The 26,516-nt window shown below is 62.2% G+C and carries 21 protein-coding genes; 7 read left to right on the forward strand and 14 right to left on the reverse strand.

What is annotated here, in order from left to right:
• Window positions 1-81: 81 nt before the first annotated feature.
• Together BN1124_RS05745 and BN1124_RS05750 are read right to left on the reverse strand one after the other, a co-directional pair.
• Entirely contained in the window at window positions 82-810 is a 729-nt protein-coding gene (locus BN1124_RS05745) for an MgtC/SapB family protein (RefSeq protein WP_042640866.1), read from the reverse strand.
• 223 nt (window positions 811-1,033) lie between these two features.
• Window positions 1,034-1,399, reverse strand: coding sequence for a hypothetical protein (locus BN1124_RS05750; RefSeq protein ID WP_042639979.1), 366 nt, complete (start codon window positions 1,397-1,399; stop codon window positions 1,034-1,036).
• Between the two features lie 530 nt (window positions 1,400-1,929).
• On the opposite strand from BN1124_RS05750, the gene BN1124_RS05755 reads away from it, so the two are divergent.
• From BN1124_RS05755 to BN1124_RS05770, 4 genes are all read left to right on the forward strand, one after another.
• A complete protein-coding gene (locus BN1124_RS05755; RefSeq protein ID WP_042639980.1) occupies window positions 1,930-2,343 on the forward strand; it encodes a YeeE/YedE family protein in 414 nt (137 codons plus the stop codon).
• Between the two features lie 11 nt (window positions 2,344-2,354).
• Window positions 2,355-2,783 carry a YeeE/YedE family protein gene (locus BN1124_RS05760; RefSeq protein ID WP_042639982.1) on the forward strand — a complete coding sequence of 143 codons (429 nt, stop codon included), beginning with the start codon at window positions 2,355-2,357 and terminating at the stop codon, window positions 2,781-2,783.
• Between the two features lie 95 nt (window positions 2,784-2,878).
• Window positions 2,879-3,895, forward strand: coding sequence for a lipoate--protein ligase (locus tag BN1124_RS05765; RefSeq protein WP_042639984.1), 1,017 nt, complete (start codon window positions 2,879-2,881; stop codon window positions 3,893-3,895).
• A gap of 218 nt (window positions 3,896-4,113) precedes the next feature.
• Window positions 4,114-5,808, forward strand: a complete 1,695-nt coding sequence (locus BN1124_RS05770; RefSeq protein WP_042639986.1) for a pyridoxal phosphate-dependent decarboxylase family protein — start codon at window positions 4,114-4,116, stop codon at window positions 5,806-5,808.
• A gap of 209 nt (window positions 5,809-6,017) precedes the next feature.
• Here the strand turns inward: BN1124_RS05770 and BN1124_RS05775 are convergent, their stop codons facing one another.
• From BN1124_RS05775 to BN1124_RS05830, 11 genes are all read right to left on the reverse strand, one after another.
• Entirely contained in the window at window positions 6,018-7,553 is a 1,536-nt protein-coding gene (locus BN1124_RS05775; RefSeq protein ID WP_042639988.1) for a glycosyl hydrolase family 18 protein, read from the reverse strand.
• A 415-nt stretch (window positions 7,554-7,968) separates the two neighbouring features.
• Window positions 7,969-8,331 (reverse strand): copper-binding protein, encoded by a 363-nt coding sequence (locus tag BN1124_RS05780; protein WP_042639989.1) that lies wholly within the window; start codon window positions 8,329-8,331, stop codon window positions 7,969-7,971.
• Between the two features lie 46 nt (window positions 8,332-8,377).
• A complete protein-coding gene (locus tag BN1124_RS05785; protein WP_042639990.1) occupies window positions 8,378-11,500 on the reverse strand; it encodes an efflux RND transporter permease subunit in 3,123 nt (1,040 codons plus the stop codon).
• Window positions 11,501-11,573: 73 nt separating this feature from the next.
• Window positions 11,574-13,079, reverse strand: coding sequence for an efflux RND transporter periplasmic adaptor subunit (locus BN1124_RS05790; RefSeq protein ID WP_042639992.1), 1,506 nt, complete (start codon window positions 13,077-13,079; stop codon window positions 11,574-11,576).
• A 344-nt stretch (window positions 13,080-13,423) separates the two neighbouring features.
• Entirely contained in the window at window positions 13,424-13,858 is a 435-nt protein-coding gene (locus tag BN1124_RS05800; protein ID WP_042639996.1) for a hypothetical protein, read from the reverse strand.
• A gap of 156 nt (window positions 13,859-14,014) precedes the next feature.
• Window positions 14,015-17,143 (reverse strand): efflux RND transporter permease subunit, encoded by a 3,129-nt coding sequence (locus tag BN1124_RS05805; protein ID WP_042639998.1) that lies wholly within the window; start codon window positions 17,141-17,143, stop codon window positions 14,015-14,017.
• Between the two features lie 9 nt (window positions 17,144-17,152).
• Window positions 17,153-18,352, reverse strand: a complete 1,200-nt coding sequence (locus BN1124_RS05810; protein WP_042640000.1) for an efflux RND transporter periplasmic adaptor subunit — start codon at window positions 18,350-18,352, stop codon at window positions 17,153-17,155.
• 268 nt (window positions 18,353-18,620) lie between these two features.
• Window positions 18,621-19,427, reverse strand: coding sequence for an exodeoxyribonuclease III (xthA, locus tag BN1124_RS05815; RefSeq protein WP_042640002.1), 807 nt, complete (start codon window positions 19,425-19,427; stop codon window positions 18,621-18,623).
• 138 nt (window positions 19,428-19,565) lie between these two features.
• Complete coding sequence (locus BN1124_RS05820) at window positions 19,566-20,528, reverse strand: ion channel (RefSeq protein WP_042640004.1); 963 nt, start codon at window positions 20,526-20,528, stop codon at window positions 19,566-19,568.
• 59 nt (window positions 20,529-20,587) lie between these two features.
• The gene (locus BN1124_RS05825; protein WP_042640006.1) at window positions 20,588-22,234 is read right to left on the reverse strand and encodes a tetratricopeptide repeat-containing response regulator; all 1,647 of its coding nucleotides are present in this window, start codon (window positions 22,232-22,234) and stop codon (window positions 20,588-20,590) included.
• A gap of 151 nt (window positions 22,235-22,385) precedes the next feature.
• Window positions 22,386-23,450, reverse strand: a complete 1,065-nt coding sequence (locus BN1124_RS05830) for an FAD:protein FMN transferase (protein WP_042640008.1) — start codon at window positions 23,448-23,450, stop codon at window positions 22,386-22,388.
• 316 nt (window positions 23,451-23,766) lie between these two features.
• Here BN1124_RS05830 and azu point away from each other — a divergent pair, with 316 nt between their 5' ends.
• Together azu and BN1124_RS05840 are read left to right on the forward strand one after the other, a co-directional pair.
• A complete protein-coding gene (gene azu, locus BN1124_RS05835; RefSeq protein WP_042640867.1) occupies window positions 23,767-24,207 on the forward strand; it encodes an azurin in 441 nt (146 codons plus the stop codon).
• A 188-nt stretch (window positions 24,208-24,395) separates the two neighbouring features.
• A complete protein-coding gene (locus BN1124_RS05840; RefSeq protein WP_041205382.1) occupies window positions 24,396-24,599 on the forward strand; it encodes a hypothetical protein in 204 nt (67 codons plus the stop codon).
• 13 nt (window positions 24,600-24,612) lie between these two features.
• Here BN1124_RS05840 and BN1124_RS05845 read toward each other — a convergent pair whose 3' ends face one another.
• On the reverse strand, window positions 24,613-25,173 hold the full coding sequence (locus BN1124_RS05845; RefSeq protein WP_042640869.1) for a HutD family protein: 561 nt from the start codon (window positions 25,171-25,173) through the stop codon (window positions 24,613-24,615).
• Between the two features lie 287 nt (window positions 25,174-25,460).
• Between BN1124_RS05845 and BN1124_RS05850 the strand changes: the two genes are divergently transcribed.
• Window positions 25,461-26,429: a nucleoside hydrolase gene (locus BN1124_RS05850; RefSeq protein WP_042640012.1), complete on the forward strand. Its 969-nt coding sequence runs from the start codon at window positions 25,461-25,463 to the stop codon at window positions 26,427-26,429.
• Window positions 26,430-26,516 lie beyond the last annotated feature (87 nt).

Consider the following 26,516-nt stretch of genomic DNA (forward strand, 5'->3'; position numbering starts at 1 on the left):
AATCCGCGTGATGCAAGAAAGCCGGCCCCAGGGCCGGCTTTCTTTTTGTCTGCTTACAGGCTTCAGTTTCCTGCCATCGCCTCAATCCGTGGTGCTGGTGCGCCAGAAGATCTGCTTGATGCGGGGGTGTTCCCCGAGCTTCTTCATCAGGGCATCCAGCTCCTCGCCGTCGATGGAGGTGGCGAGCAGCACCGCCGAGATCTCCAGATCATGTTCCCCGAATGGCTCGATATCCAGCTCGCTCAGGGGGTAATTGGCCTGCTCCAGCATCTGCTCGAGCCAGGGCAGCACTTCCTTCTGGTGGGTGCGGCGGATGAGGGCCGTGACGCGGTAGGTCACCTCGGTATCGGTATTGTCCACCGGGTGGCGGTTGATCTGATTGACCAGGGGGCGCAGCAGGGTGTTGGCTGCCAGCACGAAGAGAGCGCCGAGGATGGCCTCCATGGCGAGGCCGGCACCGCTGGCGGCGCCCACGGCGGCGACGCCCCACAGGGTGGCGGCGGTGTTGATGCCGCGAATGTTGCCGGATTCCCGCATGATGACGCCGGCGCCGAGGAAGCCGATGCCGGAGACGATGTAGGCGATCACATGGACCACGCCGTAGGTGCCGCCGTGCAGGTCATAGATGCGCTGGGCCAGGTTGACGAACAGGGCCGCCCCCACGGCGACCAGCACGTTGGTACGCAGGCCGGCGGTACGCTGGCGATACTGGCGCTCCAGCCCGACCAGGCTGCCCAGCACGAAGGCCAGCAGCAGGCTGGCCAGGGTGTCGAGCAGGGAAAGCATGTCGATTTGTTGCCACATTCTCATGGCGTACTCCTTCTGATAGCGGATGGCCTTCATGGCTGGCAGATAAAATGCTGCTTGATGCGACATTAGTGGGTCGTCTGCGCAGTGAAGGCCATCGTGATAGATGAATATATTGCACAGATCGAGCGGGTCCGCGCCCTTGGGAGGGCGGACAGCATGCCAACGGGCAGCGCGGGGCCAGTCTGACTGGCCCCGGAGCTGGGTTGGCGGTACCGAGCCGGGGCTAGGGAGCGGATTGAGGGCGCAGTTCCCAGCGTACCGGGTGAGCGACCCCGACCTGATGCACGAACTGCACCAGATAGCGGCGCTGGGGCGGGGTGCAGTGCAGGTCGAGCACCAGTTCCCGTCCGCCATCGCGCCCCGGTCTCAGGGATTGCAAGGGGCTCAGTCCTGCCGGTTGCAGGGTGTTAGCCACCATCGCCAGCACCTGCTCCAGCGCGGCGCGATCCTGGCAGCGGATCTGCAAACGGTAGTGATGCTGCCGTTGCCTGGCACGCAGCCAGCGCGGCAGTGAGCTTAGGCCCAGCCTGCCCAGCAGGGCATGAGTGCCAGATTGTAGTGAGGCAGATTGTGTTGAAACAAAGCGCATAGCAGCCTCCTTGTGGGAAGCAGAAACTATGCAGGCAAGGTGTCCACAGGTCTGAGCCCGGGTCACTTGACGTCAAGTGTAAAAAGAGAGAAGAGGGGAGTGGATTTCCGCTTCTCGCAGGGTTGCGAGAGTGCGGCAGAGGAAGACCTGCGGCTATCTCGCGACCGGGGTGCCGACGAACGAGGTCGGCCTGCTACTGTCACTTGATGAGTTGCCCACTGATGGTCTCCGCTGTTGATGAACGGCCAGATGGTACCGATCCACCGCCCGGAGGTAAAGCCTTGTGCTCTTTTTGTCACATTCAGATACAAGTTCGACGACTCAGAGTCGGGCTGCCGAACCCGCACTCAGCGGGTGCCTGGCGTCATCGAACACCTTTAAATTAGTCATTGCTAATGTTTGACCCAGCAGTAGAATGGCCCAATATCAGCAACTTCTAATTTACTATAAGCCCGCTGATCCTGACGTCGGCACCCAGCCCCTGGGGGACGGAGTCCGTCCTGTCGATGACTTTGATACGAGGAGATCCCATGTTGGAAAGTCAATGGTTGCACGCCCTGGGAGGCGGCATGCTGATCGGCGCCGCCGCCCTGATGCTGATGCTGTTCAACGGCCGGGTCGCCGGGATCAGCGGCATCCTGGGCGGCGCCCTGCAACACAGGGACGCCTGGCGCTGGCTCTTCCTGCTGGGTCTGGTTGGGGGAGGCACTCTGGCCTTTGCCCTCGGTTGGATAAGCCTGCCGACCCTGGCGGTATTGCCCCCCTGGCCCTGGGTCGCCCTGGCGGGGCTGCTGGTCGGCATCGGCACCCGCCTTGGCAACGGCTGTACCAGTGGCCACGGCATCTGCGGCGTGGGGCGGCTGTCGCGCCGCTCCCTGGTCGCCACCCTCGTCTTCATGACAACCGCAGTGCTCACTGTGTTTGTCAGTCGCCATCTGCTGTGAGGAGTCCTGACATGACAATGCTGATCAGCCTGTTGTCCGGCCTGCTGTTCGGGCTCGGTCTCGTCCTCTCCGGCATGGTGGACCCCGCCAGGGTGCAGGGATTTCTCGATGTGACCGGAGCCTGGGATCCCAGCCTGGCCTTCGTGATGGGGGGCGCCCTGCTGGTGTTTATGCCGGGCTATTTCTATCTGGTGCGACCCCGTCGCCAGAGCCTGTTGGGGGAGCCCTATCCGCCAGCCCAGCCCCAGCGATTGGATAGACGCTTGCTTGGCGGTGCCGCGCTCTTTGGCATCGGTTGGGGCATGGCCGGGATCTGCCCAGGCCCGGCCCTGAGTCTTGTCAGTGGCGGCCAGCCCCTGATCTGGCTGTTCGTGGCCGCCATGGTGGCCGGAGTGCTGCTGGTGGACAGGTTCTGGCCCTGGTGGCAAGGGCGCCCCTGATCCCGCCTGGCTCATTGCGCCCGATGAGATGAGGGCCCCACAGGGTGGCCCGAGGTGGTACTATCGGAGCCCCATATTGTCCATAAGGCTTGCCCATGCACCCTCTGCGCCTGCTTATCTCGGATTCCCACGATCCTCTGTTCAACCTGGCAGTGGAGGAGTGCATCTTCCGCCAGATGGACCCCGCCCAGCGGGTGTTGTTTCTGTGGCGCAACGCCAATACGGTGGTGATAGGCCGCGCCCAGAACCCCTGGAAGGAGTGCAACACCCGCCGCATGGAGGAAGATGGCGTGACTCTGGCCCGGCGCAGCAGCGGCGGCGGGGCCGTGTTCCACGATCTTGGCAACAGCTGCTTCACCTTCATGGCGGGCAAGCCCGGTTATGACAAGAGCCTCTCCACCGCCATCGTGCTGGACGGCCTGAAACGGCTCGGGGTGGAAGCCTTCGCCTCCGGCCGCAACGATCTGCTGGTGGCGACCCAGGACGGGGATCGCAAGGTGTCGGGCTCCGCCTATCGAGAGACCCTCGATCGCGGTTTCCATCACGGCACCCTGCTGCTGGATGCCGATCTCAGTCGGCTCGCCAACTACCTCAACCCGGATCCCAAGAAGCTCGCGGCCAAGGGCATCACCTCGGTGCGCAGCCGAGTCGCTAACTTGAGCGAATTGCTGCCGGGCATCCGTCATGAGCAGGTGGTGCAGGCACTGAGCGAGGCCTTTTTTGACCGCCATGGTGAGCGGGCCTTGCCCGAGCATATCTCACCCGAACAGCTGCCGGACCTACCCGGCTTCGCCGAGACCTTCGCTCGCCAGCGCAGCTGGGAGTGGAACTTCGGCCACGCGCCGGCCTTTGCCCATCAGCTGGACGAGCGTTTCGCTTGGGGCGGGGTGGAGCTGCACTTCGACGTGGAGAAGGGGATCATCGGACGGGTGCAGATCTTCAGCGACAGCCTGGATCCGGCGCCCCTGGATGCCCTGGCCGAGCGGCTGCCCGGGGTAGCCTATAGGCCCGAGGCGGTAGGGGCCCTGTTCGTCGAGCTCAAGCTCGACTTCCCGACGCAGTTGGCGGAGCTAACTGAGCTCGAGAGCTGGTTGGTGGCGGCGCTGCGTTAAATCGGCCTGGGATTGGCCCGATCCCGCGCTTGCCAAGTGAGAGCGGGATCACGAAATGGGAAGCGGAGCTGGCGGGGCACCGCGCCCTCGGCCCCGCCTCAGCGAGGCCCGATAAGAGGCATGATAAAAAGTAGGCCAGGCCATTAGTTATTGTCGCTGTTTCAAATGCGACCCGAGGGGTATAACCGGGTCACTTCTGCAGTACTAATGGTAACAACATGAGTGACCTGGTTTATCTGAAAGATGACGGCGTCAACGCCGTCGCCCCCGAATTTGCCGCCCGCTTCGCCACCGTCAAGGCCCACTACTTCTCCCGCAATCCCGAGCTCTGGCCGGTGTTTCGCGAGCCCGGCTTCGCCACCCTCAACGAGTTTCGCGCCCGCGCCCTGGCGCCGGATGCACGCCTCAACGCCTGGCCCGATGGTCAGGCCCGTCTCGCGGATCTCTGTGAGACCATGCCGGTGCCGCAGGCCATGCGCGCCCCGGGCGAGCCCATGACCGAGCTGCTGTTCGCTGGCGCCCTGTCCAAAGACTGGGAGAACCCCTCCAGCGTCGAGAACGTCATCACAATGTCGGCGGATCCCGCTATCTACGGCGCCCAGATGGGCATCCTCGCGAACCCGAACCTGGTCTACTCCGAGTACGCCGGGGTAGCCGAGGAGCTCGAAAAAAAGGTGGTGCGCCAGATTGCCCTGCTGGCGGGGTATGATCCCGAGCGCGCCACCGGCATCTTCACCCAGGGGGGGACCTTTTGTAACCTCTACGGCTACCTGCTCGGCATCCGCAAGAGCCTGCCGGAGGCCAAGCACAAGGGGCTCGGCCACTATCAGGACTACCGCATCATCAACTCCCAGGGCGGCCACTACTCCAACATCACCAACCTCTCCCTGCTCGGGGTGGACATAGAGCACAAGACCATTCGCATCCAGGTTGGTGAGAACAACGACATCGATCTGGTGGATCTCGAGCGCACCCTGACCGCCTGTTTCGCCCTCAAGCACGTGGTGCCGACCATCATGCTGACCATGGGTACCACCGACACCTTCGGGGTGGATCAGGTGAAACCCGTGGTGGCGCTGCGGGATCGCCTGTGCGAGCGCTTCGAGGTGGCGGTCAAGCCCCACATCCACGTGGATGCCGCCATCGGCTGGTCGATGATCTTCTTCCTGGATTACGACTTTGCCGCCAACCCGCTCGCCATCAACGCCGCCACCCTGGCGGGCATTGAGCGCAACGTGGCGCGCTTCGCCGAGCTCAAATACGCCGATTCCTTCACCGTCGACTTCCAGAAGTGGGGCTATGTGCCCTACACCTCCAGCCTGGTGATGATAAAAGAGCAGGACGATCTCAAGGCGATGGAGAACGATCCGGAAAACTTCTCCTACTTCGAACGGGACATCCAGGGTCAGACCCACCTGCAGTCCACCATCGAGTGCTCCCGTGGCGCGAGCGGCCTGTTCGGTGCCTATGCGGCCCTCAACTACATGGGGGTGGAGGGCTATCGCACCGTGCTGGCCCACTGTCTGCAGAACGCGAACTACTTCCGCTTCCGCCTGAGCCAGCTCGGCAACGTCAAGCTGGTGGCCCAGGAGAACCAGGGGCCGAGCGTGGGCTTCAAGATCTACAACCCGGAGTGGGTGAGCGATCCGGAGGCCGAGTTCGCCTTCGAGCTGGCCCGCAGCGCCGATCCCGCCTACAAGGCGCGGCTGCAACGCAACACCGACTATCACCGCAGCCTGTTCAAGCACCGAGGCAAGGTCGGGCTCTTCACCAACTGGGTGGAGGCGGTGGCCCACTCCGAGTACGACGAGCGCGGCAAGTACTCCTATATCGCCGGCGAAAAGGCGGTGTTTATGAACCCGGCCTGCGGCCGCGAGCAGATCGACGCCTTTATCGAGCATATTCGCGGCTGATAACGGCGCTTCCATATAACAAATGGGCAGGAATAATCTGCCCATTTTTATTGCATCGCGTATTTAGCTACCGTTGTCTGGACGACATATCGAGCCAGGAGCTGTCATCAACAAATTGCCATCAGCCCGGGCAACAATGAATATATGACGGCAACATGCCGGCGCAGGTGCGCCGGCATGTTTTTTCAGTCTATATCTCCATGTTGAAATCAGGGATTGGGCACCGCACTGGCGCAGTCATATTGTTCGCCCTTCAATCCCATGACGTCACAGGTAACGGTCAATACGTCGTTGGGGCGGGCCCAGTCGGGATCCCAGCCGCCCATGGGTTCATCATGACGCTTGTCTTTATAAAGATCCCACATGATCATGCCGGAGGGGGAATATTTGGCGGTACGGCTGGCGATATCATTGAGAAGCTCCTTGCTCAACAATAAATTCCCGGTTGCCGGCCTGCCCACTTCAAATCCGACCGTGATGGGAGGGGTGATCAACAGTTTCTGGGGCTGAATGGATGCCGCGGCATAACTCGGTGAGCCTTTTACCACAGCGTGTCCCGGGCGCACTGTGTCACCGGATTTCAACCAGCTGAAGAAGGAGCCGTAGTAATAATCGACTTGGCCCGCCAGATCGCAGGGAATATTGGTATCCCCGCCACAATCCGTTTCGCTCAGGTCATAGGACATGATGCCTATGGTGCTGAGACGATCGACCAGATCCGGATATTGCAGCGCCGCATTGTAAATCAAGCCATATAAATTACCGCCCCACCAGGCACCGCCATAGGTATTGCTAGTGTGGGCATTACTGCCCCAGTTGGCCGACATATTGGGGATGCCACCGGTAGCCGGGGCTGCTGTACTCAGTGCCAGCTCGGGATTGATGGCATCGATGGCGCTGTAGAGGGAGCGCATGATGGCCGCAAACTTGTCGACGGTGTCCGGCATGATCCTGGGATAGGGTTGTTCCGATGGCACCAGTTGCATGCTGTCGTCAAAGACCAGTATCCCCTTGCCCTGACTCATCAGGCTGGCGGTGTCGATGTATTCCACGTTGCTGGCTGGCGGTTGCACCGAGTCCGGCGTCAGCCGCCAGCTGTAGGCGTTGAGATCCGCGTGCCAGAACTCTTCATAGTCCAGGTCTATGCCCGCCACGCCGAGATCACTGGCCAGTTGCACCACGTTGCGATACGCCTGATCCGCGGCCTGGCCGGATATCGGGTTGTCGAAGCGGTTGCGGGGACCAGGGTTGGGGAAGGAGTCGTATTTCTCTCCGGCCGGACCACAGGCATCCACCTTGCCTGCCGTGACATCGTAGTATTCCGGGATGCAGCTGAAGTTCCAGCCCCCGACGGCAATATAGGTCTCAACCCCATGCAGCTTGAAGGTGTTGATAATATCCTTGAGCTGGGAAAAATCGGCGGCGGATTTATTATCCTTTGGCTTTTTATTGACGGTGGCCGTGTCGCAGACATAGCCAAACAATCCGGTGCAGGCCAGATCATTTTGTGTGTAATTTACCAAGCTGGGCTGCACAAAGGAAAGAACCAGCTTGTTGAAATTGCTCTTTTGACTGGCGATCTGCTGACTCAAATTTTCCAGATTGGCCAGTGAGGCGTAATAGGCGGGCGTATTGGTTGCGGCATCCGGACCACTCAGATAGTAGGCGGCTATTTCCGGAGATTGCGCTATGGCACTACCGGTGAACAGCAGTGTGATGGCACCGAATAGAGTATGATTTTTCATATAATATCCTTATTGTTCTCTACAAGAGCGTAGTAGAGCCGAAAGCAATATCCTTGCTCTCATACAGGGTTATATTGGATGAAATTGTCGGTTGTTTATTTGATTGGTCTGGTATGACTCCGATTATGAATAAGGAGCCCTGATAGTAAGGGGAGATGGCTATTTTGTGCTGAATGTAAACTGAATGGTGGGCAATGTTATTTTATTAATGCAATTGTCATTTTTGTCTGTATTTACATTCACGGAGCCTGTCGAACTGGATCTTAAATGGCAGTCAGGTCTCATGCGGAATTTTATTTTGAAGGCTCTGCAGATATCTGTGCAATAGCAGGGCAGCATGGTTGTAAATATAAAGAAAGAGGGCATGGAGGGGGACGCATATTCACCTTCCATGCCCGGGAGCTACGCCTGTCGATTACTGCTTCTGCAGCTTGGTCACCGTCAGCTTGCCGGCCGGGTTCTCGGCGTGGAAGCTCACCGCATCCCCGACCTTGAGCCCCTCCAGCAGGGCCGGGCTCGCCAGTCGGAACACCATGTTCATGGGGGGCATCTTGAGGTTACTGATGGCCTCGTGCTTGATCCCCAGCTTGCTGTTCGCCTCGTCGATGCGGGTGATGACCCCCTTGGTCATCGTCTGTGCATCTCCCATCTCCTGCATATCGCCCATCTCCGCCATCTGGGACATGTCGTGCCCCTCGTGGCTCATGGTCATCTCGGCCCGGGCCTGGAGAGAGGCGAGGCCGAGCAGCAGGGTCAGTGTCAACGTCTTGTAGTTCATGATGTTTTCCTTCAGTCGTTTAGTCGAAAGCGGTTGTGAATTCGGGTCATTCAGATTGTTCATGGGCTGGCAGGCTGCGTTTGCGCCACAGATAGAAGGCCGCCGGCAGCACCAGCAGGGTCAGCACCAGCGCCGTCACCATGCCGCCAATCATGGGGGCGGCGATGCGCTGCATCACCTCGGAGCCGGTGCCGTGGCTCCACATGATGGGCAGGAGGCCGGCGATGATGGTGACCACCGTCATCATCTTGGGGCGCAGGCGCAGGGCGGCGCCCTGGATGACCGCCTGATGCAGGCCTTGCAGCGTGGGTTTGCCGCGGGCGACCAGATCGTCCCAGGCGTGGTTGAGGTAGACCAGCATCAGCACGCCCGTTTCCACCGCTACCCCGGCCAGGGCGATAAAGCCCACCCCCACCGCCACCGAGAGGTTGAAGTCCAGCAGCCAGACGGTCCAGATCCCGCCCACCACGGCGAGCGGCAGGGTGGTGAGGATGAGCAGCACCTCCTGGACGCGGCGAAACGCGAGATAGAGCAGCAGCACTATGATGGCGAGCGTCAGAGGCACCACGTAGGCGAGGCGCGCCTTGGCCCGCTCCATGTACTCGTACTGCCCTGACCAGGTGAGGGCGTAACCCGCCGGCAGCACCAGCTGCTTGTCCACCTCGGCCCTGGCTTCCTTCACGAAGGAGCCGATGTCCCTGTCCCGGATATCCACGTAGACCCAGCCGTTGAGGCGGGCGTTTTCGCTCCTGAGCATGGGGGCCTCGTCGCTGATGTAGACCCGGGCGAGATCCGCCAGGGCGATGCGCTCGCCCTTGGGGGTGACCAGGGGCAGCAGCTCCAGGCTTGCCACCGAATCGCGATAGCTCTGGGGATAGCGCAGGTTGATGGGATAGCGCTCCCGGCCCTCTATGGTCTGGCCCACGTCCATGCCGCCCACCGCGGTGGCGAGCACCGCCTGCACCTCGGCGATGTTGAGGCCGTAGCGGGCGGCTTTGAGCCGGTCTATATCCACCTTGACGTAGCGGCCACCGGCTACCCGCTCGGCGTAGACGGACGATGCCCCTTCCACCTTGCCGACGATCTGCTCCAGCTGCTGGCCTATCCCCTGAATGACCTTGAGATCCGGCCCCGCTATCTTGATGCCCACCGGGGTCTTGATGCCGGTGGCCAGCATGTCGATGCGGGTCTTGATGGGGGGCACCCAGGCGTTGGTGAGGCCGGGGAAGCGGATGAGGGCGTCGAGCTCCTCTTTGAGCTTCTCAGGGGTCATGCCGGGGCGCCACTGGTCCCGCGGTTTGAGCTGGATGCTGGTCTCCATCATCACCAGATCGGCGGGATCGGTGGCGGAGTCGGCGCGGCCCGCCTTGCCGAACACGTTCTGCACCTCGGGTACGGTGCGAATGAGCTTGTCGGTCTGTTGCAGGATCTCCCGCGCCTTGCCCACCGAGATATTCGCCGCCGTGGTGGGCATGTACATGATGTCCCCCTCGTCGAACGGCGGTATGAACTCGGACCCCAGATACTTGAGCGGCCAGAAGCCAATGACGGTCACCGCCAACGCCAGCAGCAAGGTGGTCTTGGGGCGCGCCAGCACGGCGTTGAGCAGGGGGATGTAGGCATTGCTCAAACCCCGGTTGAGGGGGTTGGCCTGCTCCGCCAGCACCTTGCCACGGATGAAATAGCCCATGATGACAGGCACCAGGGTGATGGAGAGGCCGGCCGCCGCCGCCATGGCGTAGGTCTTGGTGTAGGCGAGCGGATGGAACATGCGCCCCTCCTGCGCCTCCAGCGCGAACACCGGCAGGAAGCTCATGGTGATGATGAGCAGGGAGAAGAAGATGGCGGGGCCCACCTCGATGCTCGCCCGGGCGATCACCTGCCAGCGGTTCTTCTCCGTCAGCTCTGTGCGCTCCATATGTTTGTGGACGTTCTCTATCATCACGATGGCGCCATCCACCATGGCGCCGATGGCGATGGCGATACCGCCGAGGGACATGATGTTGGCGTTGATCCCCTGCAGATGCATGACGATAAAGGCGACCAGGATGGCGATGGGCAGGGAGATCACCACCACCAGGGAGGATCTCAGGTGGAACAGGAAGGCCAAGCAGACCAGCACCACCACGGCGAACTCCTCGATGAGCTTGCCGGAGAGGTTGTCGATGGCGCGCTGGATGAGATCGGATCTGTCATAGACGGTGACCACCTCCACCCCCTCCGGCAGGCTGCTCTTGAGCTTGGCGAGCCGGGCCTTGACCCCGTCTATGGTGCGCTGAGCATTCTCGCCGTAACGCATGACGATGATGCCACCGACCACTTCCCCCTCGCCGTTGAGCTCGGCGAGACCGCGCCGGCTCTGGGGGCCGGTGACCACCTCGGCCACATCCCCCAGCAGCAAGGGGGCGCCCCGCACATTGGTGCCGAGGGGTATTTGCTTGAGGTCTTCCACGCTCTTCAGATAGCCGTTGGAGCGCACCATGTACTCGGCTTCCGCCATCTCGATGACGGAGGCGCCAGTCTCCTGGTTGCCCTGCTCGATGGCGGTCTGGATGAGGGAGAGCGGGATGCCGTAGGCCCGCAGCTTGTCCGGGTCGACCCGCACCTGATACTGGCGCACCATGCCGCCCACGGTGGCGACCTCGGAGACGCCGTTCACCGTCTGCAGCTCGTATTTCAGGAACCAGTTCTGCAGGGAGGTGAGTTCGCTCAAGTCGTGCTTGCCGCTTCTGTCCACCAGGGCGTACTGGAAGACCCAGCCCACCCCGGTGGCATCCGGGCCGAGCTGGGGCCTCGCCTCAGGGGGCAGGCTAGGGGCGACCTGGCTCAAGTATTCCAGCACCCGGGCGCGGGCCCAGTAGAGATCCGTGCTGTCGTCGAACAGCACATAGACGAAGGAGTCGCCGAAGAAGGAGTAGCCGCGCACCGTCGTGGCGCCCGGCACCGCCAGCATGGCGGTGGTGAGGGGGTAGGTGACCTGATCCTCTACCACCTGGGGCGCCTGGCCCGGGTAGGAGGTCTTGATGATCACCTGCACGTCGGAGAGATCCGGCAGGGCGTCCACCGGGGTCTGTTTGACCGACCAGAGCCCCCAGGCGGTGAGCATGACGGTCAGCAGCAGCACCAGGAAGCGGTTGCCAACGGACCAGCGAATAATCGATGGGATCATGACTTGGCACCTCTCGCTTGGCACGCAGGCAATAGGGCTTGGTCGCTGGTAAAGCAGCAAATGATAGCGGGAATCATGATTTATCCCCCATATCGTGCTGGCTATGGTCCATGCCTTCCATGCCCCTCATATCATCTTCGGCAGGGGGGGCCTTGTTGGCATCCTCGACATGGACCTTGACGATCTTGTACTCATCCCCCTCCTGCTCGACCTGCAGGTGCAGGGCCTGACCCTGTTTCAACTGCTGGATGTCGATGCCGCCTGCGACGGTGAAGTCCATCTCCATGGCGGGCCACTGCCACTCGGGGATGGGTTGGTGGCTAACGCTCAAGATCCGGCTCGCCAGATCCACGGCCTGGATCTCCCCCTGGGTCCACACCTGCTGGGGCCGCACCGCCGTCATGCGCTGGAAGTCCGAATCGATGCTGGACTCGGAATCGAGCAGAAACTGCGCCGAGCTGACGATGCGGTCGCCGGGTTCGACCCCGCTCTCGATGGCCACCTTGTCTCCAAACTGGGCGCCGAGCGTCACCGCCACCGACTTGAAGCCGCCATCCGCCAGGGCCAGCACCAGTCGGTCCTGACTGCCGGTGCGTATCACCGCCTCGCTCGGTACCAGGGTTTGGGGCGCGCCGTTGCCGCTCTGGATGCTCACCTTGGCGAACATGTTGGGTTTCAAGAATTCGTCCGGATTCGCGAAGCGCAGCCGCACCTTGAGGGTGCGGGTGGCCGCATCCAGGGTGGGGTAGAGGTAATCCACCTTGCCCTGCCAGCGGCGGCCGGGGGCGTAGTCCAGGGTCATGGTGACGGGATCGCCGACCTTGAGCTGGGCGGCCTGGCGCTCGAACACCTCGGCGCTCACCCACACCTGCTGCAGGGTGCTGATGTTGAACAGGGCGGCGGCGGGCTCCACATACTGGCCCTCGCGCACCTTGAGCTCGGACACATAGCCGCTGCTCGGGGCATAGATGCGGATGGTCTCGCTCACCTGACGGGTGCGCTTGAGGGCCGCTATCTGATCCGCTGGCACCTGCAGGGATTTCAACTTGCCCTCGGCGGCGCGCAGCAGCAGTGGATTGGCGGTGTTGAGGGCCAGCAGGTATTCGTGCTGGGCGTTGACCAGATCCGGGGCGTAGAGCTCATAGATGAGGCTGCCCTTTGCCACCTTCTGCCCCTCGTTCTTGATGGCGAGAGTGCGGATCCAGCCCGCCATCCGCGCGTTGATGGCCTCCAGCCGCTCCTCGTCATAGCCCACGTAGCCCACCGTTTCTATCTGCTGGTGAACGGGCAGTCGCTCCACCTTGGCGAGCCGCACCCCCAGGTTTTGCTGGATCTCGGGGCTGATGGTGACGGTGCCCGGCGAGCCGTTTTTCTGCTCTTCATAGACGGGGATGAAGTCCATTCCCATGTTGTCCTTGGCGGGGGCGTCACGCCTGTCGTGGGGATCCATGGGGTTGACCCAGTAGAGCGGGGCCTTCTCCTTGGCGGTGGGACCATCGCCAGTTTGTTTGGCTACCCAGTAGCCGCCACCGGCCCCGAGGGCGAGCAGCAGGGTGGACATCAACAGGGTCTTGTTCATAGCGGGCCTCCGGCGCGGATCTGCGTGCAGACAGTGCAGACAGTGCAGACAGTGCAGGAGGAGAGGGCGCGTACAGGCGCGGCAAGGTTGGCTGATGACATGACATCTTCTCTTCTGTCAGGCCGCAAGCGCTGAGGGATCGGGTGAGATGTGCGGCCCTCATGGGCTGGCACCGTCACGGCGATCGGAACGACAGGCTTGGCGGCAAACGGGGCGTCACTGACGAGTCAGCAGACGCACGGCACCTTGCGCCCTTGGGGCATGGCCAATCGGGGCAAAGTCAGGCAAGGCGCGGGATCCCGGGCAAGGCAAGGCTTGCGGCGGGCGCGCAGGAGAAGATGGTTCTAATGACGTAGCACAGAGAGCATCAGATGCCGTCTGGGCCAGGAAGGGGGGTGAGTACCGCGCAGGCGCAGGAGTGGATCCCGTAACCAGTGATCCAGTACGGCGGTGAGGGCGCGGGGTTGCAGCAACAGGGGGAGGACCAGCAGGGTCAGCAGCGCCGCCAGCAGGAGCAGGCCGCTGCCGCCGGGGGAGGTGAGGCCGCCGTGCATCTGGCAATCCCCCTGACTCAGGGTCGCGCCGGCTTGTCCGTCATCGCTCCCATGGCAGGCGAGTCCCTGCATGGCAGCCACCTCGGTGTCTGTGGTCATCACCAGCTTGACCGGGGTGGCATCTGTCGCCCCATGCCAACTGACGCAGAGGGTGAGATTGCAGACGAGCACCAGCGCCAGCAACAGCCGGGCGATGAGCTCTGTGGGCAATCTCGATGACAACATGGACGGTTTCCCTGTGATGAGTGGGGTGAATTTAAACCTTACCTAAAGGAGAAGGTCAAGGCATGACGCCATCAGAGGAGAAACCGGTGACAGGAATGGCGCGGCCGTCACATTGGTAGGCAAAAAAAGCCCCCGCATTGCGGGGGCTCGTCAGTCTCAGTGCTTCTCTTCGGGGGCCGTGGCGGCCTTTTGCTCCGAGCGCCGCATGATGAGGCGGAAGAAGAGCGGGATGAAGAAGATGGCGATGAAGGTGGCCGCCAGCATGCCGCCGATGACGGGCCAGCCGAGGGCATGACGGCTGGCGGCGCCGGCGCCGCTCGAGGTCACCAGAGGCACACAGCCGAGGATGAAGGCGAGCGAGGTCATGACGATGGGGCGAAAACGCAGCCGCGCCGCCTCCAGCGCCGATTCCAGCAGGCTCATCCCCTCTTCGTGCTTCATCACCGCAAACTCGACGATCAGGATGGCGTTCTTGGCGGCGAGGCCGACCAGGGTCACCAACCCTATCTGGAAGTAGACGTTGTTGGTGAGCCCCACCGCCCAGGTGGCAAACAGGGCGCCAAACAGGGCGAAGGGCACCGCGGTGATGACCGCGAAGGGCAGGGTCCAGCGTTCGTACTGGGCCGCCAGGATCAGGAACACCATGATGATGCCAAAGCCAAAGGCGGTGCCGGCACTGCCCGCCGCCTCTTTCTCCTGATAGGCAGAACCCGTCCACTCCAGCTTGGCCTCGTTGCCGAGGGTCTCGTCAGCCACCTGCTCCAGGGCGGCGATGGCCTGACCCGAGCTGTAGCCGGGGGCCGGCTGCGCCATGATCTTGGCCGCTGGGAAGATGTTGAAACGCTCGACCAGCTCGGGGCCGGTGGCATCGCGTACCGTCACCAGGCTGGTGAGGGGGATCATGTCGCCCTTATCGGAGCGCACATAGACGTTGCGAATGTCACTCTTGTGAGCCCGGTAGTCCGCCTCGGACTGCAACTGGACCCGGTAGGTGCGACCGAACTGGTTGAAGTCGTTGACATAGACCTGGCCAAAGGTGGCCTGCATGGTGTCAAACACCGCGTTGATGGGCAGCCCCAGCGCCTTGGCTTTCTCCCGGTCCAGATCCAGGAACACCTGGGGCACGTTGGCCCGGTAGGTGGTGGTGACACTGGCCAGCTCGGGCCGCTGTTTGGCCGCTTCCAGCAGGCGATCCACCTCGCCGGCGAAGGCCTTGGTATCACCCGACCCCCGATCTTGCAGATAGCCTTCCAGTCCGCCCGTGGTGGACATGCCCTGGATGGGGGGCGGATTGAAGGAGGCGACGACGCCATCGGATTGCCCCATGACGCTGAACCCCTGCAGTGTCTTGGCGAGGGAGAAGGAGTCCTGACCCTCGCCCTGACGCTCGCCCCAATCCTTGAGGGTGATGAAGCTCAGGCCCCGGTTGCTGATGATGGCGCTCGACAGTATGTCAAAGCCCGAGAAGGTGACCACGTCCTGCACGTTGGGGTTGGCCATGGCGATCTTGTCAAACTGATCCGCGACGGCCTGGGTGCGGGTGAGGGCGGAGGCGTCCGGCAGCATGACGGAGGAGATGAGGTACCCCTGATCCTCGTCGGGCACCAGGGCGCCCGGCACCTTCAGCAAGAGCACATAGACCCCGGCCAGGATGAACAGGATGATGGTGAAGGCGATGCCGACCCGGCGGTTGAGGAAGGCCACCCCCCGCACGTAGCGGGCGGTCAGCTTGTCAAACTGGGCGTTGAACCAGACGAAGAAGCGCGCCGGTTCATGGTGTCCCTCCTTGAGCAGGATGGCGCACAGGGCCGGGGAGAGGGTCAGCGCCACCAGACCGGAGATGGTCACGGAGACGGCGATGGTGATGGCGAACTGCTTGTACATCACCCCCGTCATGCCGCCCATGAAGGCGACCGGCAGGAACACGGCGCAGAGCACCAGCACGATGGCGACCACGGGGCCGGACACCTCCTGCATGGCGAGGATGGCGGCCTCCTTGGGGGAGCACTTCTTCTCGCTCATGATCCGCTCGACGTTCTCCAGCACCACGATGGCGTCATCCACTACTATACCGATGGCGAGCACCATGCCGAACAGGGTCAGCAGGTTGATGGAGAAGCCCAGCACCAGCATGCCGGCGAAGGTCCCGATCAGCGACACCGGCACTGCGATGCAGGGGATCAGGGTGGCGCGCAGGTTCTGCAGGAACAGATAGACCACGCAGAACACCAGCACTATCGCCTCGATCAGGGTATGTACCACCTCCTCGATGGAGATCTTCACGAACTCTGTGGTGTCGTAGGGGATCCGGTACTCCATCCCCTGGGGGAAGCGAGTCTTGAGGGAGGCCATGGTGCTGTTGATCTGATCCGACACCGCGACCGCGTTGGCGCCGGGTTGCAGGTAGATGGCGATGCCGATGGCCTGCTTGCCATTGGCCTTGGCGGTCACGTCATAGTCCTTGCCCCCGAGCTCCACCCTGGCCACGTCTTTCACCCGGATCTTGGAGCCGTCCGGCATGGAGCGGATGATGATGTTCTGGAACTCGGTCACATCCTCGAGCCGCCCCTTGGTCTGCACCGTGTAGGTGAAGTCGATGGGGGCCGTGGTGGGCTGAGCCCCTATCTTGCCGGCCGCGAACTGGGTGTTCTGCTCCCGGATGGCGCTGACCACGTCGCTGGTGGTCAGGCCGAGCTGGGCCAGCCTGTCCGGCCGCAGCCAGATGCGCATGGCGTAGTCGGTGCCGCCAAACAGCGTGGTATCGCCGACCCCGGGGATGCGCTTGAGCTCATCGATGATGTTGAGCAGGGCGTAGTTGGAGAGGTAGGTGGTATCGAAGGTGGCTTCCGGCGACTCCAGGGTGATCACCTGCAGTATGGAGGTGGACTTCTTGCGCACCGTCACCCCCTGCTGCTTCACGTCGTCGGGTAGCTGGGCCATGGCGGCCGAGACCCGGTTGTTGACGTTGATGGTGGCCTGATCCGGATCCGTACCGATGCTGAAGTAGACGTTCAGGTTCATCTGGCCGTTGGAGGCGGAGCCGGACTGCATGTAGATCATGTCCTCGACGCCGTTGATCTGCTGCTCTATGGGGGCGGCGACCGTCTGGGAGATGACCTCGGGGGTGGCGCCCGAGTAGTAGGCCGTGACCTGCACCACTGGCGGGGTGATCTGCGGATACTGCTCGATGGAGAGGGAGCGCATCGCGGCCAGCCCCGCCAGAACTATGATGATCGAAATCACGCTGGCAAAGATGGGGCGTTCGATGAAGAACTTGGAAAACATACGAACTCCTTATTTGCCCGCGCTGTGGTCGATGACCTTGGCGGTGATGGCCTGCATCTGCTCGGCGGAGACGGGTTTGACCAGGGCGCCGGGACGGGCCTTCATCAGCCCCTCGACCACATAGTGCTCCCCGGCTTTGAGGCCGCTGGTGACCAGCACCTTGTCCTCTATACCCTGTCCCAGCTTGACCACCCTGGGTTCGACCTTGTTGTCGCTATTGACCACCATCACCATGCGATCGGCCTGGGATTGCACTATGGCGCGGGAAGGCACCAGGATGGCGTTCTTGCGCACCCCCAGCTCTATGGTCATGCGCACGAACTGGCCGGGCAGCAGGGCGCCTTGCTTGTTATCGAAGATGGCGCGGGCGCGTATGGTGCCGGTCTGGGGATCGACCCTGTTGTCGGAGAAGTTGAGATGGCCCGGCTGGGGATAGATGGAGCCGTCGGTCAACCGGATATGGGTGCGCCAGTTGGCATCGGTGTTAGCCTTGACCTGACCGCTCTTGAGGAAGTTGTCGAAGATGAGGCGGTCCTGCTCCGAATAGGAGAAGTTCACATAGAGGGGATCGAACTGGGTGATGGTGGTCAGCAGGCCATTGTCACCGCTGGTGGAGATGAGGCTGCCCTCGGACTGGGAGCTCTTGCTCGCCATGCCATCGATGGGGGCCGTGACCTGGGTGTAACCGAGGTTGAGCGCGGCCTCCTTCACCTGGGCCTGGGCCGCCTGCAGGGAGGCGACGGCCGCCTCGTAGTTGGCGATGGTATCGTCGTAGTCCTTGCGGCTCACCACCTGGCGACGGTAGAGCGGGATGATCCGCTCCCGGTCGGCGCGGGCCTTGTTGAGGCGGGCCTGCTCCTGGGCCAGGCTGCCCTGGGCTTGCTCCAGCGCGGCCTGGTAGGGGGCTGGATCGATCAGGAACAGCTCCTGATTGGCCTTGACCGGTTGCCCTTCCACATAGGTGCGTTTGAGCAGTATGCCGCTCACCCTGGAGCGCACCTCTATCTCGCGAAAGCCGGCCGTTTCGCCGACCACGTCGGTGGTGAGGGGCACATCGGTCGGGGTGACGGTGGCCACCACCACGGGCACCTGGGGTTGGGCCTGGGCATCGCCGCCTTTGTTATCGCCACAGCCCGCCAGCACACCGGCCAGCGCCAGCGCCATGCAGCCGCGTTTGAATGTCTTTCTCCTGATGCCTGGAACCTTCATCTTCACACTCCTGCCGATTGGGCCGCGATGGCTGTGCGTCATTTTATTATCACTGGGGCTTGTTAACGACATGTTTGCACATTTAACGTTTTGCTAAACAACGGTTTTTAATAATAGAGTGCCAAAGTTGAACTGGAGCTGTTGTGTGTCGGCCGAGATGGGGGGAGAGGGCTGGGGAAGGGGGGAAGTCGCGACAGTCCGTGACCGGAAGGGCGAAGGAATAACCAGCAAATATCCCTGGGGGCCGGGGGCCCCCAGGGGTGACATATCAGGCGAAGCAGGCCCAGATGGGGGCGTGATCCGAGGGTTTCTCGATGCCGCGCAGCTCGTAGTCGATGCCGGTCTCGGTCACCTTGTCCTTGAGCGCATTGGACGCCAGGATGAGATCGATGCGCAGGCCCCGGTTCTCGTCAAAGCCCTTGGAGCGGTAGTCGAACCAGGAGAAGCGCTCGCACTCGGTGGGGTTGGCGGCGCGGAAGGTGTCGGTCAGGCCGAAGCCTTTCAGGCGCTCCATCCACTCGCGTTCGATGGGCAGGAAGGAGCACTTGCCATCCCGCAGCCAACGCTTGCGGTTCGCCTCGCCGATGCCGATGTCGAGATCCGTGGGGGAGATGTTCACGTCGCCGATCAGCACCAGCTGATCGTCCGGGGTGTGGTGGGTCTCGAGGTAGTGCTGCAGGTCCTCATAGAACTTCTGTTTGGCCGGGAACTTGGTCTCGTGATCCTGGCTCTCCCCTTGCGGGAAATAGCCGTTCATCACCTTGATGATGGAGCCGTCTTCGCGCTTGAAGCTGGCCATGATCATGCGGCGCTGGGCATCTTCCGGGTCTGTGGGGAAGCCCTTCTGTACCTCGAGCGGCGGCTGCTTGCTCATGATGGCGACCCCGTAGTGACCCTTCTGGCCATGGAACACCACGTGATAACCCATGGCCTCCACGTCGGCCACCGGGAAGGCGTCGTCGTGCACCTTGATCTCCTGCAGGCCGATCACGTCCGGCTGGTGCTTGTCGATGATGGCTTGCAGCTGATGAAGACGGGCGCGCAGGCCATTGATATTGAAAGAGATGATCTTCATGTCAGGGATGCTCATGTCGTTTTTATTAGTCGCTATTGGACTAGGAATCCGCCCCGGATGCAAGTTCAGGGGGCGGGTGGTGGCGCCTGACCCGGCCCCGGCGATCCGGGCCGGGCTTTTGCCGCGGCGCCCGCGTGCTCAGCGGGTCATCTTCTTGACGAACACCACCACAAACAGCGCCAGCGTGAAGCTGCCGGTGAAGGCCTCGAAGGCGGCGAAGATCCGCGACAAGCCTATGGGGGTGAAGTCGCCATAACCCAGGGTGGTGAAGGTCACCACGCTGTAATAGAGGCATTCCAGCAGGAAGATGGCGTTCTTCTCGAGGCTCGCCTCGGGGCGGTAGATGAGGTGGTTGCCGTTGAAGCTCAGGCCGAAGAAGAAGTAGAAGATGCTGCAGATGAGGATCAGCAGCAGGGAGAAGAGCACCACCCGCATGGGGGCCTCACCGTAGCCGCAGAACAGATCCACTATCCAGGACGCGAAACGCTGGTAGGAAAAAAACGGCATCTGCAGGCGGCGCATGGTGAGCTCCTGCTGAATGTAGCGACCGGACATGGTGAAGATGCCCTGCGCCTCGGAGGCCTTGCGCAGATCCCGATAGGTCTCCTCGGCCTCTTTCAGCCAGATGCAGGCCTGCACCGGATCCCGCTCGCGGCGCCCTTTCCTGTCCTGCATCAGCCGCTTGCCGGTGTCCAGATTGTCGAGCCGGGTGTTCTGCCAGCGAATGCCGAGCAAGTTGATGTCGTGCAGCTCGGCGCAGTGCAGGTTCGCCTCGCTGAGATCGGCCTTCATCAGGCTGCCGCCCTTGAAACGGATGCCGTAGAGGTGGGCGCCGCGCAGGTTCGCGCGATAGAGGTTGCACTGCTCCAGCAGAAAGCCTTGGGGTCCTTGCTTGTTCACCAGATTGAGGCCGGACAGCTCGGCGCGGGCCAGTTGCAGGCCGTGGCACAGCCCCCCCTGGCGCACATAGTTTTCCAGCGCCTGGGCGGTGTCGGGGGACTGGTGATCGGCCTGGGGATTGTGCCAGCGGCACAGGTCGTGCTCTCCGGCCTCTTCGCTGCAATGGCGGCCATCGGCCACCAGATATCGGCACATTGCCATGTCGTCGCCCCTTCCTCGCTGAATTGGTATCAGCATAGGTGAGGCATGGGCTCAGCTGGCTAGTTGAACTGGTTAAATTCCTGGCGCAGTTTGCGGAAGCGATCCTGCTGGGCGGGATTCAAGGGGATGCCTTCCAGCACGTCCAGGGTCTCCTTGCATTCGGCACCAAACTCCGGACTCTTGCGGTTCTTCTGCATCAGCTGCAGCAGCACCTGGATCTTGTTGAGGGCCGCCCCTGTGTTGGCCGGCGCCCGTCGCAACGCCTCCCGGAAGTGGCCGAGGGCCTGCTCCAGCTCCCCTCCCTGATAGGCCTTGATGCCAAGGTCGTTGAGTTGTTGATAGCGCTGGCGGCGCTCCTGCACCGTCTTGTCATCCCGGGTGACCTGGATGCAGGTGGTCAGCAGTCGGTCCTCGTCCTCCGCCAGCAGCGCCTGCAGGCTCTCGGCATACTCGAACTCGCCGAGCTGGTAGAGCGCGAGTATGGTCTCCCCCAGCAGGGCGGGGGGCATGGTCGCCGGTTGATCCAACCAGTTCTGGTTCGCGCGATAGAGCATCTTCTTGCCCTTGAGCAGCTCGCCGAGGGCGATCTGCACCCTGGCCTGGCAGATCTGCTCGAACACCGGGTAGTTGAACTCCGCCATCATCAGGGAATCGCGGATCCGCGACAGGGCCGAGTTCACCTGCTTTTGCAGGTTGGCGATATGGTAGCCGTCGTTGCTGTTGAGGGCGTAGAGGGTGAGGGTCTGGATATAGGCCCCGAGATAATGCGGGGTGCGGTGGATGGAGTTGCGCGACAAGTCGATGAGGGACAGCAACACATCCTTGGCCTGACCGTAGTCGTGGCGCAGCAGGCAGACCTCCGCCAGGCGGCGGGAGAGTTGGACCGACTGGGGGGAGATGTCCACCGCCCGCCGCAGCTCCTGCTGGGCGAGCTCCCCCTTGCCAAGGGCGAGCTGGGATTCCGCCAGCCAGAGGTGGGCCTCCACCATCAGCGGGGTGTTCCTGAGGGTCGCCTGCAGGTGGCTCACCGCCTCCTCATGCAGCTCGAGCGCGTGACAGGCCTTGCCCAGGGTCAGCCGGGCCCAGCTGTTCTCCTGACCTGCCAGCAGTTGGCGCATTAGGCTGCGGGCCTCCCTGGCCTGGCCGAGCTTGAGCTGGGTATCGGCCTGCAGGCAGCGGCAGAAGTTGGCGAAACGCGGCACCGTATCGGCCTGGGCGGCGCAGGCGGCGATGAGCGCCGGCAGATCGTTCTGGGTGAGGGCGATGAAGACGCTCTCCAGCGCCTGACGACGGGCGAGGGCCCGCTTCAAGCGAAACGAGAACTGCTCCTGGGAGAAGGGTTTCATCAGGTATTCGTCGGGCTCGGCCTCGAGGGCGCTCAGCACCATGGCCCTCGAGCTGTCGCTGCTGACCATGATCACCACGCTCTGGGGCGGGATCAGTTGCTGGTTGCGCAGGCTCTCCAGCAGCTGGCGACCGTTTTCACCGGCGCCCAGCTCATAGTCGAGCAGGTAGATGTCGAAGGTCTCTTTCTGGCAGCGACGCCGCGCCTCTTCGGCCGAGTTGATGTAGGTGATGCGGTTGATGCCGATGTTGATCAGCATGGCCTTCATCATCATCTGGAAGGAGCGCTGTTCATTGACCAGCAGGATGCGCCTGGGTTTGGGTTGGGCTTTTTTTTCTGGCTCGGATTCAGGTGTCTGCATCTGTCTGGTCAGGGCGCTACGGGCGGTAAGGGAAGTGTGCCACCAAAGTCCGCAGGCAGGCAATCCGATGGCGCAATTGCCCCGTGCTTTCCCTCCCACATCGGCGACCGATCATCTTGAACCGGTCGCCGCCCTGCTTGAAGATGTCTGCTCAAGGCTTCTTCTGTTGCAAATAGGGGGCGAACTGGGGGGTATACCGGCTCTCGAAGCCTTTCGGCGTCTTGACGATGAGATAGACCGCCAGTTGATGCTCCTTGGCAAACGCCATCGCCTGCTCGGGCCCCATCACCATGAGGGCGGTATCCAGGGCGTCGGCTTCCAGCGCCGTCGGGGTCAGCACGCTGGCGGAGACCAGCTTGTGGGTCACGGGCTGACCGGTGGCGGGATCGATGATGTGGGAGTAGCGCCGGCCGTCCAGCTCGTAATAGTTGCGATAGCTGCCGGCGGTGCTGAGCGCCATGCCGTTCGGGACAACGACGTCTTCGATGGCGCCCGGGTTGTCCGAGGGCTCGACGATGGCCACCCGCCAGCGGTTGCCCTGACTGTTATGGCCCTTGTTGCGCACCGCGCCCGCCACCTCGATGAGGTAGTTGTTGACCCCCTTGCCCTCCAACAGGGCGGCTATCTCGTCGGCGGCGGCCCCCTCGCCCAGGGTGGAGAGATCCAGATAGAGATCCGGAATGGCCTTGCCGAGCAGGAAATTGTCTCCCTGTTTGATGAGGCTCAGCTTGTCGATGTCCACCCGCTGGCGGGCCTCGGCGATCTGCTCGTCGGTGGGGCGCTTGACCGGGCGCTTGTCCGGCCCAAAGCCCCACAGATTGACCAGGGGCCCCACTGTCACATCCAGCTTGCCCTTGGTGAGGTGTCCTGCGTCTATGCCCTGCTGCACTATCTTCGCCATGGCCGGCGGAATGGGCATGGGCTCCTTGCCCGAGCCCTGGTTGAAGCGGGAGATGAGGGAGCCCGGATCATAGGTGGAGATCTCCTTGTTCATCCGAGCCAGCAGGGTATCGAGCTCGCGTTGCAGCGCCTCCTTTCCGCCGGGGAAGGGGTCATTCACCGTCACCACGTAGTAAGTGCCCATGGTGTTGCCCTGAATGCGGGTCAGGGGCGGCGGGGCGGGCTGACAGGCGCCGAGCAGCAAGGTCAGGGTCAGCAGCAGGCCGCGCAGGGTAGGGGCCTTGGTGGGAACATGGGCTTGGGAAGGGAGGCGCATCCAGTATTCTCGCGGGACAAGATTCGGCAGGAGGGCAGCTTAGCCAAGGTGGCCCGGACTGACGAGCCTCCTGCCGGTGCGGGTGGTGGAAATAATTAAGCGGTTCAAGCTGTTGACCAGCCAAATCTGTTCCAAAGTTGAATGTGCTCGGGCTCAAACAGGTGACTTGGTCCGCAGCTTTGAGCAAAACCCATAGTCGAATGGCGACAGTTCAGTACAATAAATGAAGATCGATTATGACAGCATCTTTGCCCATCGCCGGTGCGAGTTTGCAGGCAAGCGTGTTGCCATTCATTGCCAATCAAAGGAGAAGATGATGAAGAAGGTAATTACCCTGCTGTTTCTGAGTGCCCTGGCCGCCCCGGCCCTGGCCGATGAGTGCGCATTGGTCATCGAGGGCAATGATGCCATGCAGTACAACCTCAAGGAGATGAGCGTTCCCGCCACCTGCAAAGAGGTGACCATCACCCTCAATCACACGGGCAAGATGCCGGTGACCGCCATGGGTCATAACTGGGTACTGGCGAACACCGCCGACTATCAGGCCGTCGCCACCGCCGGCATGAGCGCCGGTGCCGATCACGATTACCTGCCCAAGGAAGATGCCCGGATCCTGGCGCACACCAAGCTGGTGGGCGGTGGTGAGAGCGCCACTGTCACCTTCAAGACCGACGGTCTTGCCGGCAAAGACCTGACCTTCTTCTGCTCCTTCCCCGGCCACTTCGCCATGATGAAGGGCAGCTTCAAGGTCAACTAAGCCGCTCATCCTTGTCATGAAAAAAGCCGGGATCTCCCGGCTTTTTTATTTGGGTTTACATCGGGGGAGAAGGGCGGTGAATAAGCGTCTCTTTTCATGATCTGACCGGCGGTAGCCGGAGAATCGATGAGATAGAATAGGCCGCAAACGGGCCAGAGTCCCGCCGATAAACCGAACGGATAGAGAGAATGAGAGCAGTCAAATGGGTGCTCGGCTGCTGCTTGCTGCTGATGTGTGCCATCGCGTTGGCGGCGGAGCCCCCGGTCAAGAAGAGCCGCAACGGCATCTGCCACCCCAAGGGCGGCACCTACTACAGCCGCACCAAGTACTATGAACCCTACGACAGCATGCAGGCTTGCCTCGATAGCGGGGGCCGAGCCCCCAAACGCTGATCCTGCCTGCCGTTTAGCCGAGCGGTTGCAGGGTAAAGAAGGCGATGGCCGTCTTCTTCTGACACGCCAGTCGTATGCTCTCTTCCCCCGTGACCACCAGCGTCTCGTTGACCGCGACGGCTCGGCCATCCACCTCGAGCTGGCCACTCAGCAGATGGCAGAGGTAAGTCTTGTCTGTATCCAGGCTGAGGCTCAGCGGGAAGGGCACATTGAGCACCCGCACGTTGGCGCTGATGTGCTCGGGATCGTAGATGAGCCCCAGATCCGTCACCTCTTTCTTCAGCAACTCGCAGTGGGTCTCGTCGTCGCCGCTGAAATGGGCGGCCTCAAAGGTGGCGTAAGGGTGGCCGTTGAGCACGAAACCGGCCCCGCCGACGGGCAGCAGGATGCGCTGATAACCGGGGAATTTCGAGAAGGGGCCCGCCGCCTTGATGGGGGCCGAGCTGAGTCGGTAGTCAAAATCGAGCTTGTCCAGACTCGCCCCCTTGGGGGAGATGAGGATCTGGGCCGTGGTGCCCTGCTTGTTCTTCCAGGGCATCTTCAGCTGGTCAGACTCTTTAATCAGGGTGATCACTATGGCGCCTCGGTTGGTGGGAGTGGGCAAGGAGGCCAAGTGATACCATCCTGCGGGCGAGCTCACAAGGCGGCCCGCGCCCCGCGGCGTCCGGTTGCCCACTATTTCGGCACTTGTTTCGACACTCTGGCCTGCTTTGTGGCCGCAACGCTTCTTTTGCCACCGCCGCCGCTCACAATGTCACCAGTCGATGCGGGTGGAGCAAATGAAACCGCGAGGCTGTGATCCCGGCGCTGTTAAACCGCCCATGGGCCGCTACACTGGCAGCTCTGTCGTATGGAGGCACCATGACCCACAAGATCATTCTGGATACCGATCCCGGCATCGACGATGCCATGGCAATACTCTTCGCCGAGGCGCACCCCGCCATCGAGCTGCTCGCCATCACCACCGTCTTTGGCAATGCCACCATCGAGAATGGCACCCACAACGCGCTCTGGCTCAAGCAGAAATATGGCATGAAGGCAGACGTGGCCCAGGGGGCCGCCGCGCCGCTAAAACGCGCGCCGGTCGGGCCGACCACAGTGGTGCACGGTCCCACCGGTTTTGGGGACGTGACGGCCGGGGAGGTGAGCATCAGCGCAGACCCCCGTCCGGCCTGGCAATATATCGTCGAGGCCCTGAAGGCCGCCCCCGGCGAGATCACGCTGGTGACCATAGGGCCCCTCACCAACCTGGCGTTGGCACTGGCGCAGGCACCGGAGATCACCAAGTTGGTGAAACAGGTGGTGGTGATGGGGGGCGCCTTTGGCGTCAACGGCCATCGCGGCAACGTGACCCCCTATGCCGAGGCCAATATCCACGACGATCCCGAGGCCGCGGATGCGGTGTTCACCGCCGACTGGCCCGTGGTGATCATCGGGCTGGACGTGACCCAGCAGAGCTTCTTCAGCAGCGCTTATCTGGATGCCCTGCGGGACGAGGCGGGAGAGCCCGGCCGATTCCTGTGGGACGTTAGCCGTTTCTACCTGCGCTTCTACTCGGAGCGGATCGGCCTGGACGGTTGCCATGTGCACGATCCCTCCGCCATCGCCTATGTGATCGACCCCGAGCTGTTCACCCTGCGGGACGGGCCGGTGCGGGTCATCGACAGTGGCCCCGCCATCGGTCATACCCTGCAAAAATTCGATGGCAAGTACCATCCCCACGATGAGTGGGCCGACTATCCCGCCCAGCGGGTCGGGGTGGCGGTGCGGGATCAGGCCCTGCTCGCCCTCTATCGCGAGACGCTGGTGGCCTGGGGCAAGGGGCACTGAGGCCGATAGGCAAAGCGTGATGCCCACCCGATAATTGCGCGTCGGTGCGGCCTATACTGGCGAAAACGAGGTTCAAGGAGGAGTCAA

Origin of the sequence: Aeromonas eucrenophila, assembly GCF_000819865.1 — a bacterium.
Taxonomy (GTDB): domain Bacteria; phylum Pseudomonadota; class Gammaproteobacteria; order Enterobacterales; family Aeromonadaceae; genus Aeromonas; species Aeromonas eucrenophila.

Excerpts from the sequence above, each read along its gene's own strand:
- BN1124_RS05745 (WP_042640866.1), bottom strand. The coding sequence starts at position 810 with ATGAGAATGTGGCAACAAATCGACATGCTTTCCCTGCTCGACACCCTG.
- BN1124_RS05750 (WP_042639979.1), bottom strand. The coding sequence starts at position 1,399 with ATGCGCTTTGTTTCAACACAATCTGCCTCACTACAATCTGGCACTCAT.
- BN1124_RS05755 (WP_042639980.1), top strand. The coding sequence starts at position 1,930 with ATGTTGGAAAGTCAATGGTTGCACGCCCTGGGAGGCGGCATGCTGATC.
- BN1124_RS05760 (WP_042639982.1), top strand. The coding sequence starts at position 2,355 with ATGACAATGCTGATCAGCCTGTTGTCCGGCCTGCTGTTCGGGCTCGGT.
- BN1124_RS05765 (WP_042639984.1), top strand. The coding sequence starts at position 2,879 with ATGCACCCTCTGCGCCTGCTTATCTCGGATTCCCACGATCCTCTGTTC.
- BN1124_RS05770 (WP_042639986.1), top strand. The coding sequence starts at position 4,114 with ATGAGTGACCTGGTTTATCTGAAAGATGACGGCGTCAACGCCGTCGCC.
- BN1124_RS05775 (WP_042639988.1), bottom strand. The coding sequence starts at position 7,553 with ATGAAAAATCATACTCTATTCGGTGCCATCACACTGCTGTTCACCGGT.
- BN1124_RS05780 (WP_042639989.1), bottom strand. The coding sequence starts at position 8,331 with ATGAACTACAAGACGTTGACACTGACCCTGCTGCTCGGCCTCGCCTCT.
- BN1124_RS05785 (WP_042639990.1), bottom strand. The coding sequence starts at position 11,500 with ATGATCCCATCGATTATTCGCTGGTCCGTTGGCAACCGCTTCCTGGTG.
- BN1124_RS05790 (WP_042639992.1), bottom strand. The coding sequence starts at position 13,079 with ATGAACAAGACCCTGTTGATGTCCACCCTGCTGCTCGCCCTCGGGGCC.
- BN1124_RS05800 (WP_042639996.1), bottom strand. The coding sequence starts at position 13,858 with ATGTTGTCATCGAGATTGCCCACAGAGCTCATCGCCCGGCTGTTGCTG.
- BN1124_RS05805 (WP_042639998.1), bottom strand. The coding sequence starts at position 17,143 with ATGTTTTCCAAGTTCTTCATCGAACGCCCCATCTTTGCCAGCGTGATT.
- BN1124_RS05810 (WP_042640000.1), bottom strand. The coding sequence starts at position 18,352 with ATGAAGGTTCCAGGCATCAGGAGAAAGACATTCAAACGCGGCTGCATG.
- xthA (WP_042640002.1), bottom strand. The coding sequence starts at position 19,427 with ATGAAGATCATCTCTTTCAATATCAATGGCCTGCGCGCCCGTCTTCAT.
- BN1124_RS05820 (WP_042640004.1), bottom strand. The coding sequence starts at position 20,528 with ATGGCAATGTGCCGATATCTGGTGGCCGATGGCCGCCATTGCAGCGAA.
- BN1124_RS05825 (WP_042640006.1), bottom strand. The coding sequence starts at position 22,234 with ATGCAGACACCTGAATCCGAGCCAGAAAAAAAAGCCCAACCCAAACCC.
- BN1124_RS05830 (WP_042640008.1), bottom strand. The coding sequence starts at position 23,450 with ATGCGCCTCCCTTCCCAAGCCCATGTTCCCACCAAGGCCCCTACCCTG.
- azu (WP_042640867.1), top strand. The coding sequence starts at position 23,767 with ATGAAGAAGGTAATTACCCTGCTGTTTCTGAGTGCCCTGGCCGCCCCG.
- BN1124_RS05840 (WP_041205382.1), top strand. The coding sequence starts at position 24,396 with ATGAGAGCAGTCAAATGGGTGCTCGGCTGCTGCTTGCTGCTGATGTGT.
- BN1124_RS05850 (WP_042640012.1), top strand. The coding sequence starts at position 25,461 with ATGACCCACAAGATCATTCTGGATACCGATCCCGGCATCGACGATGCC.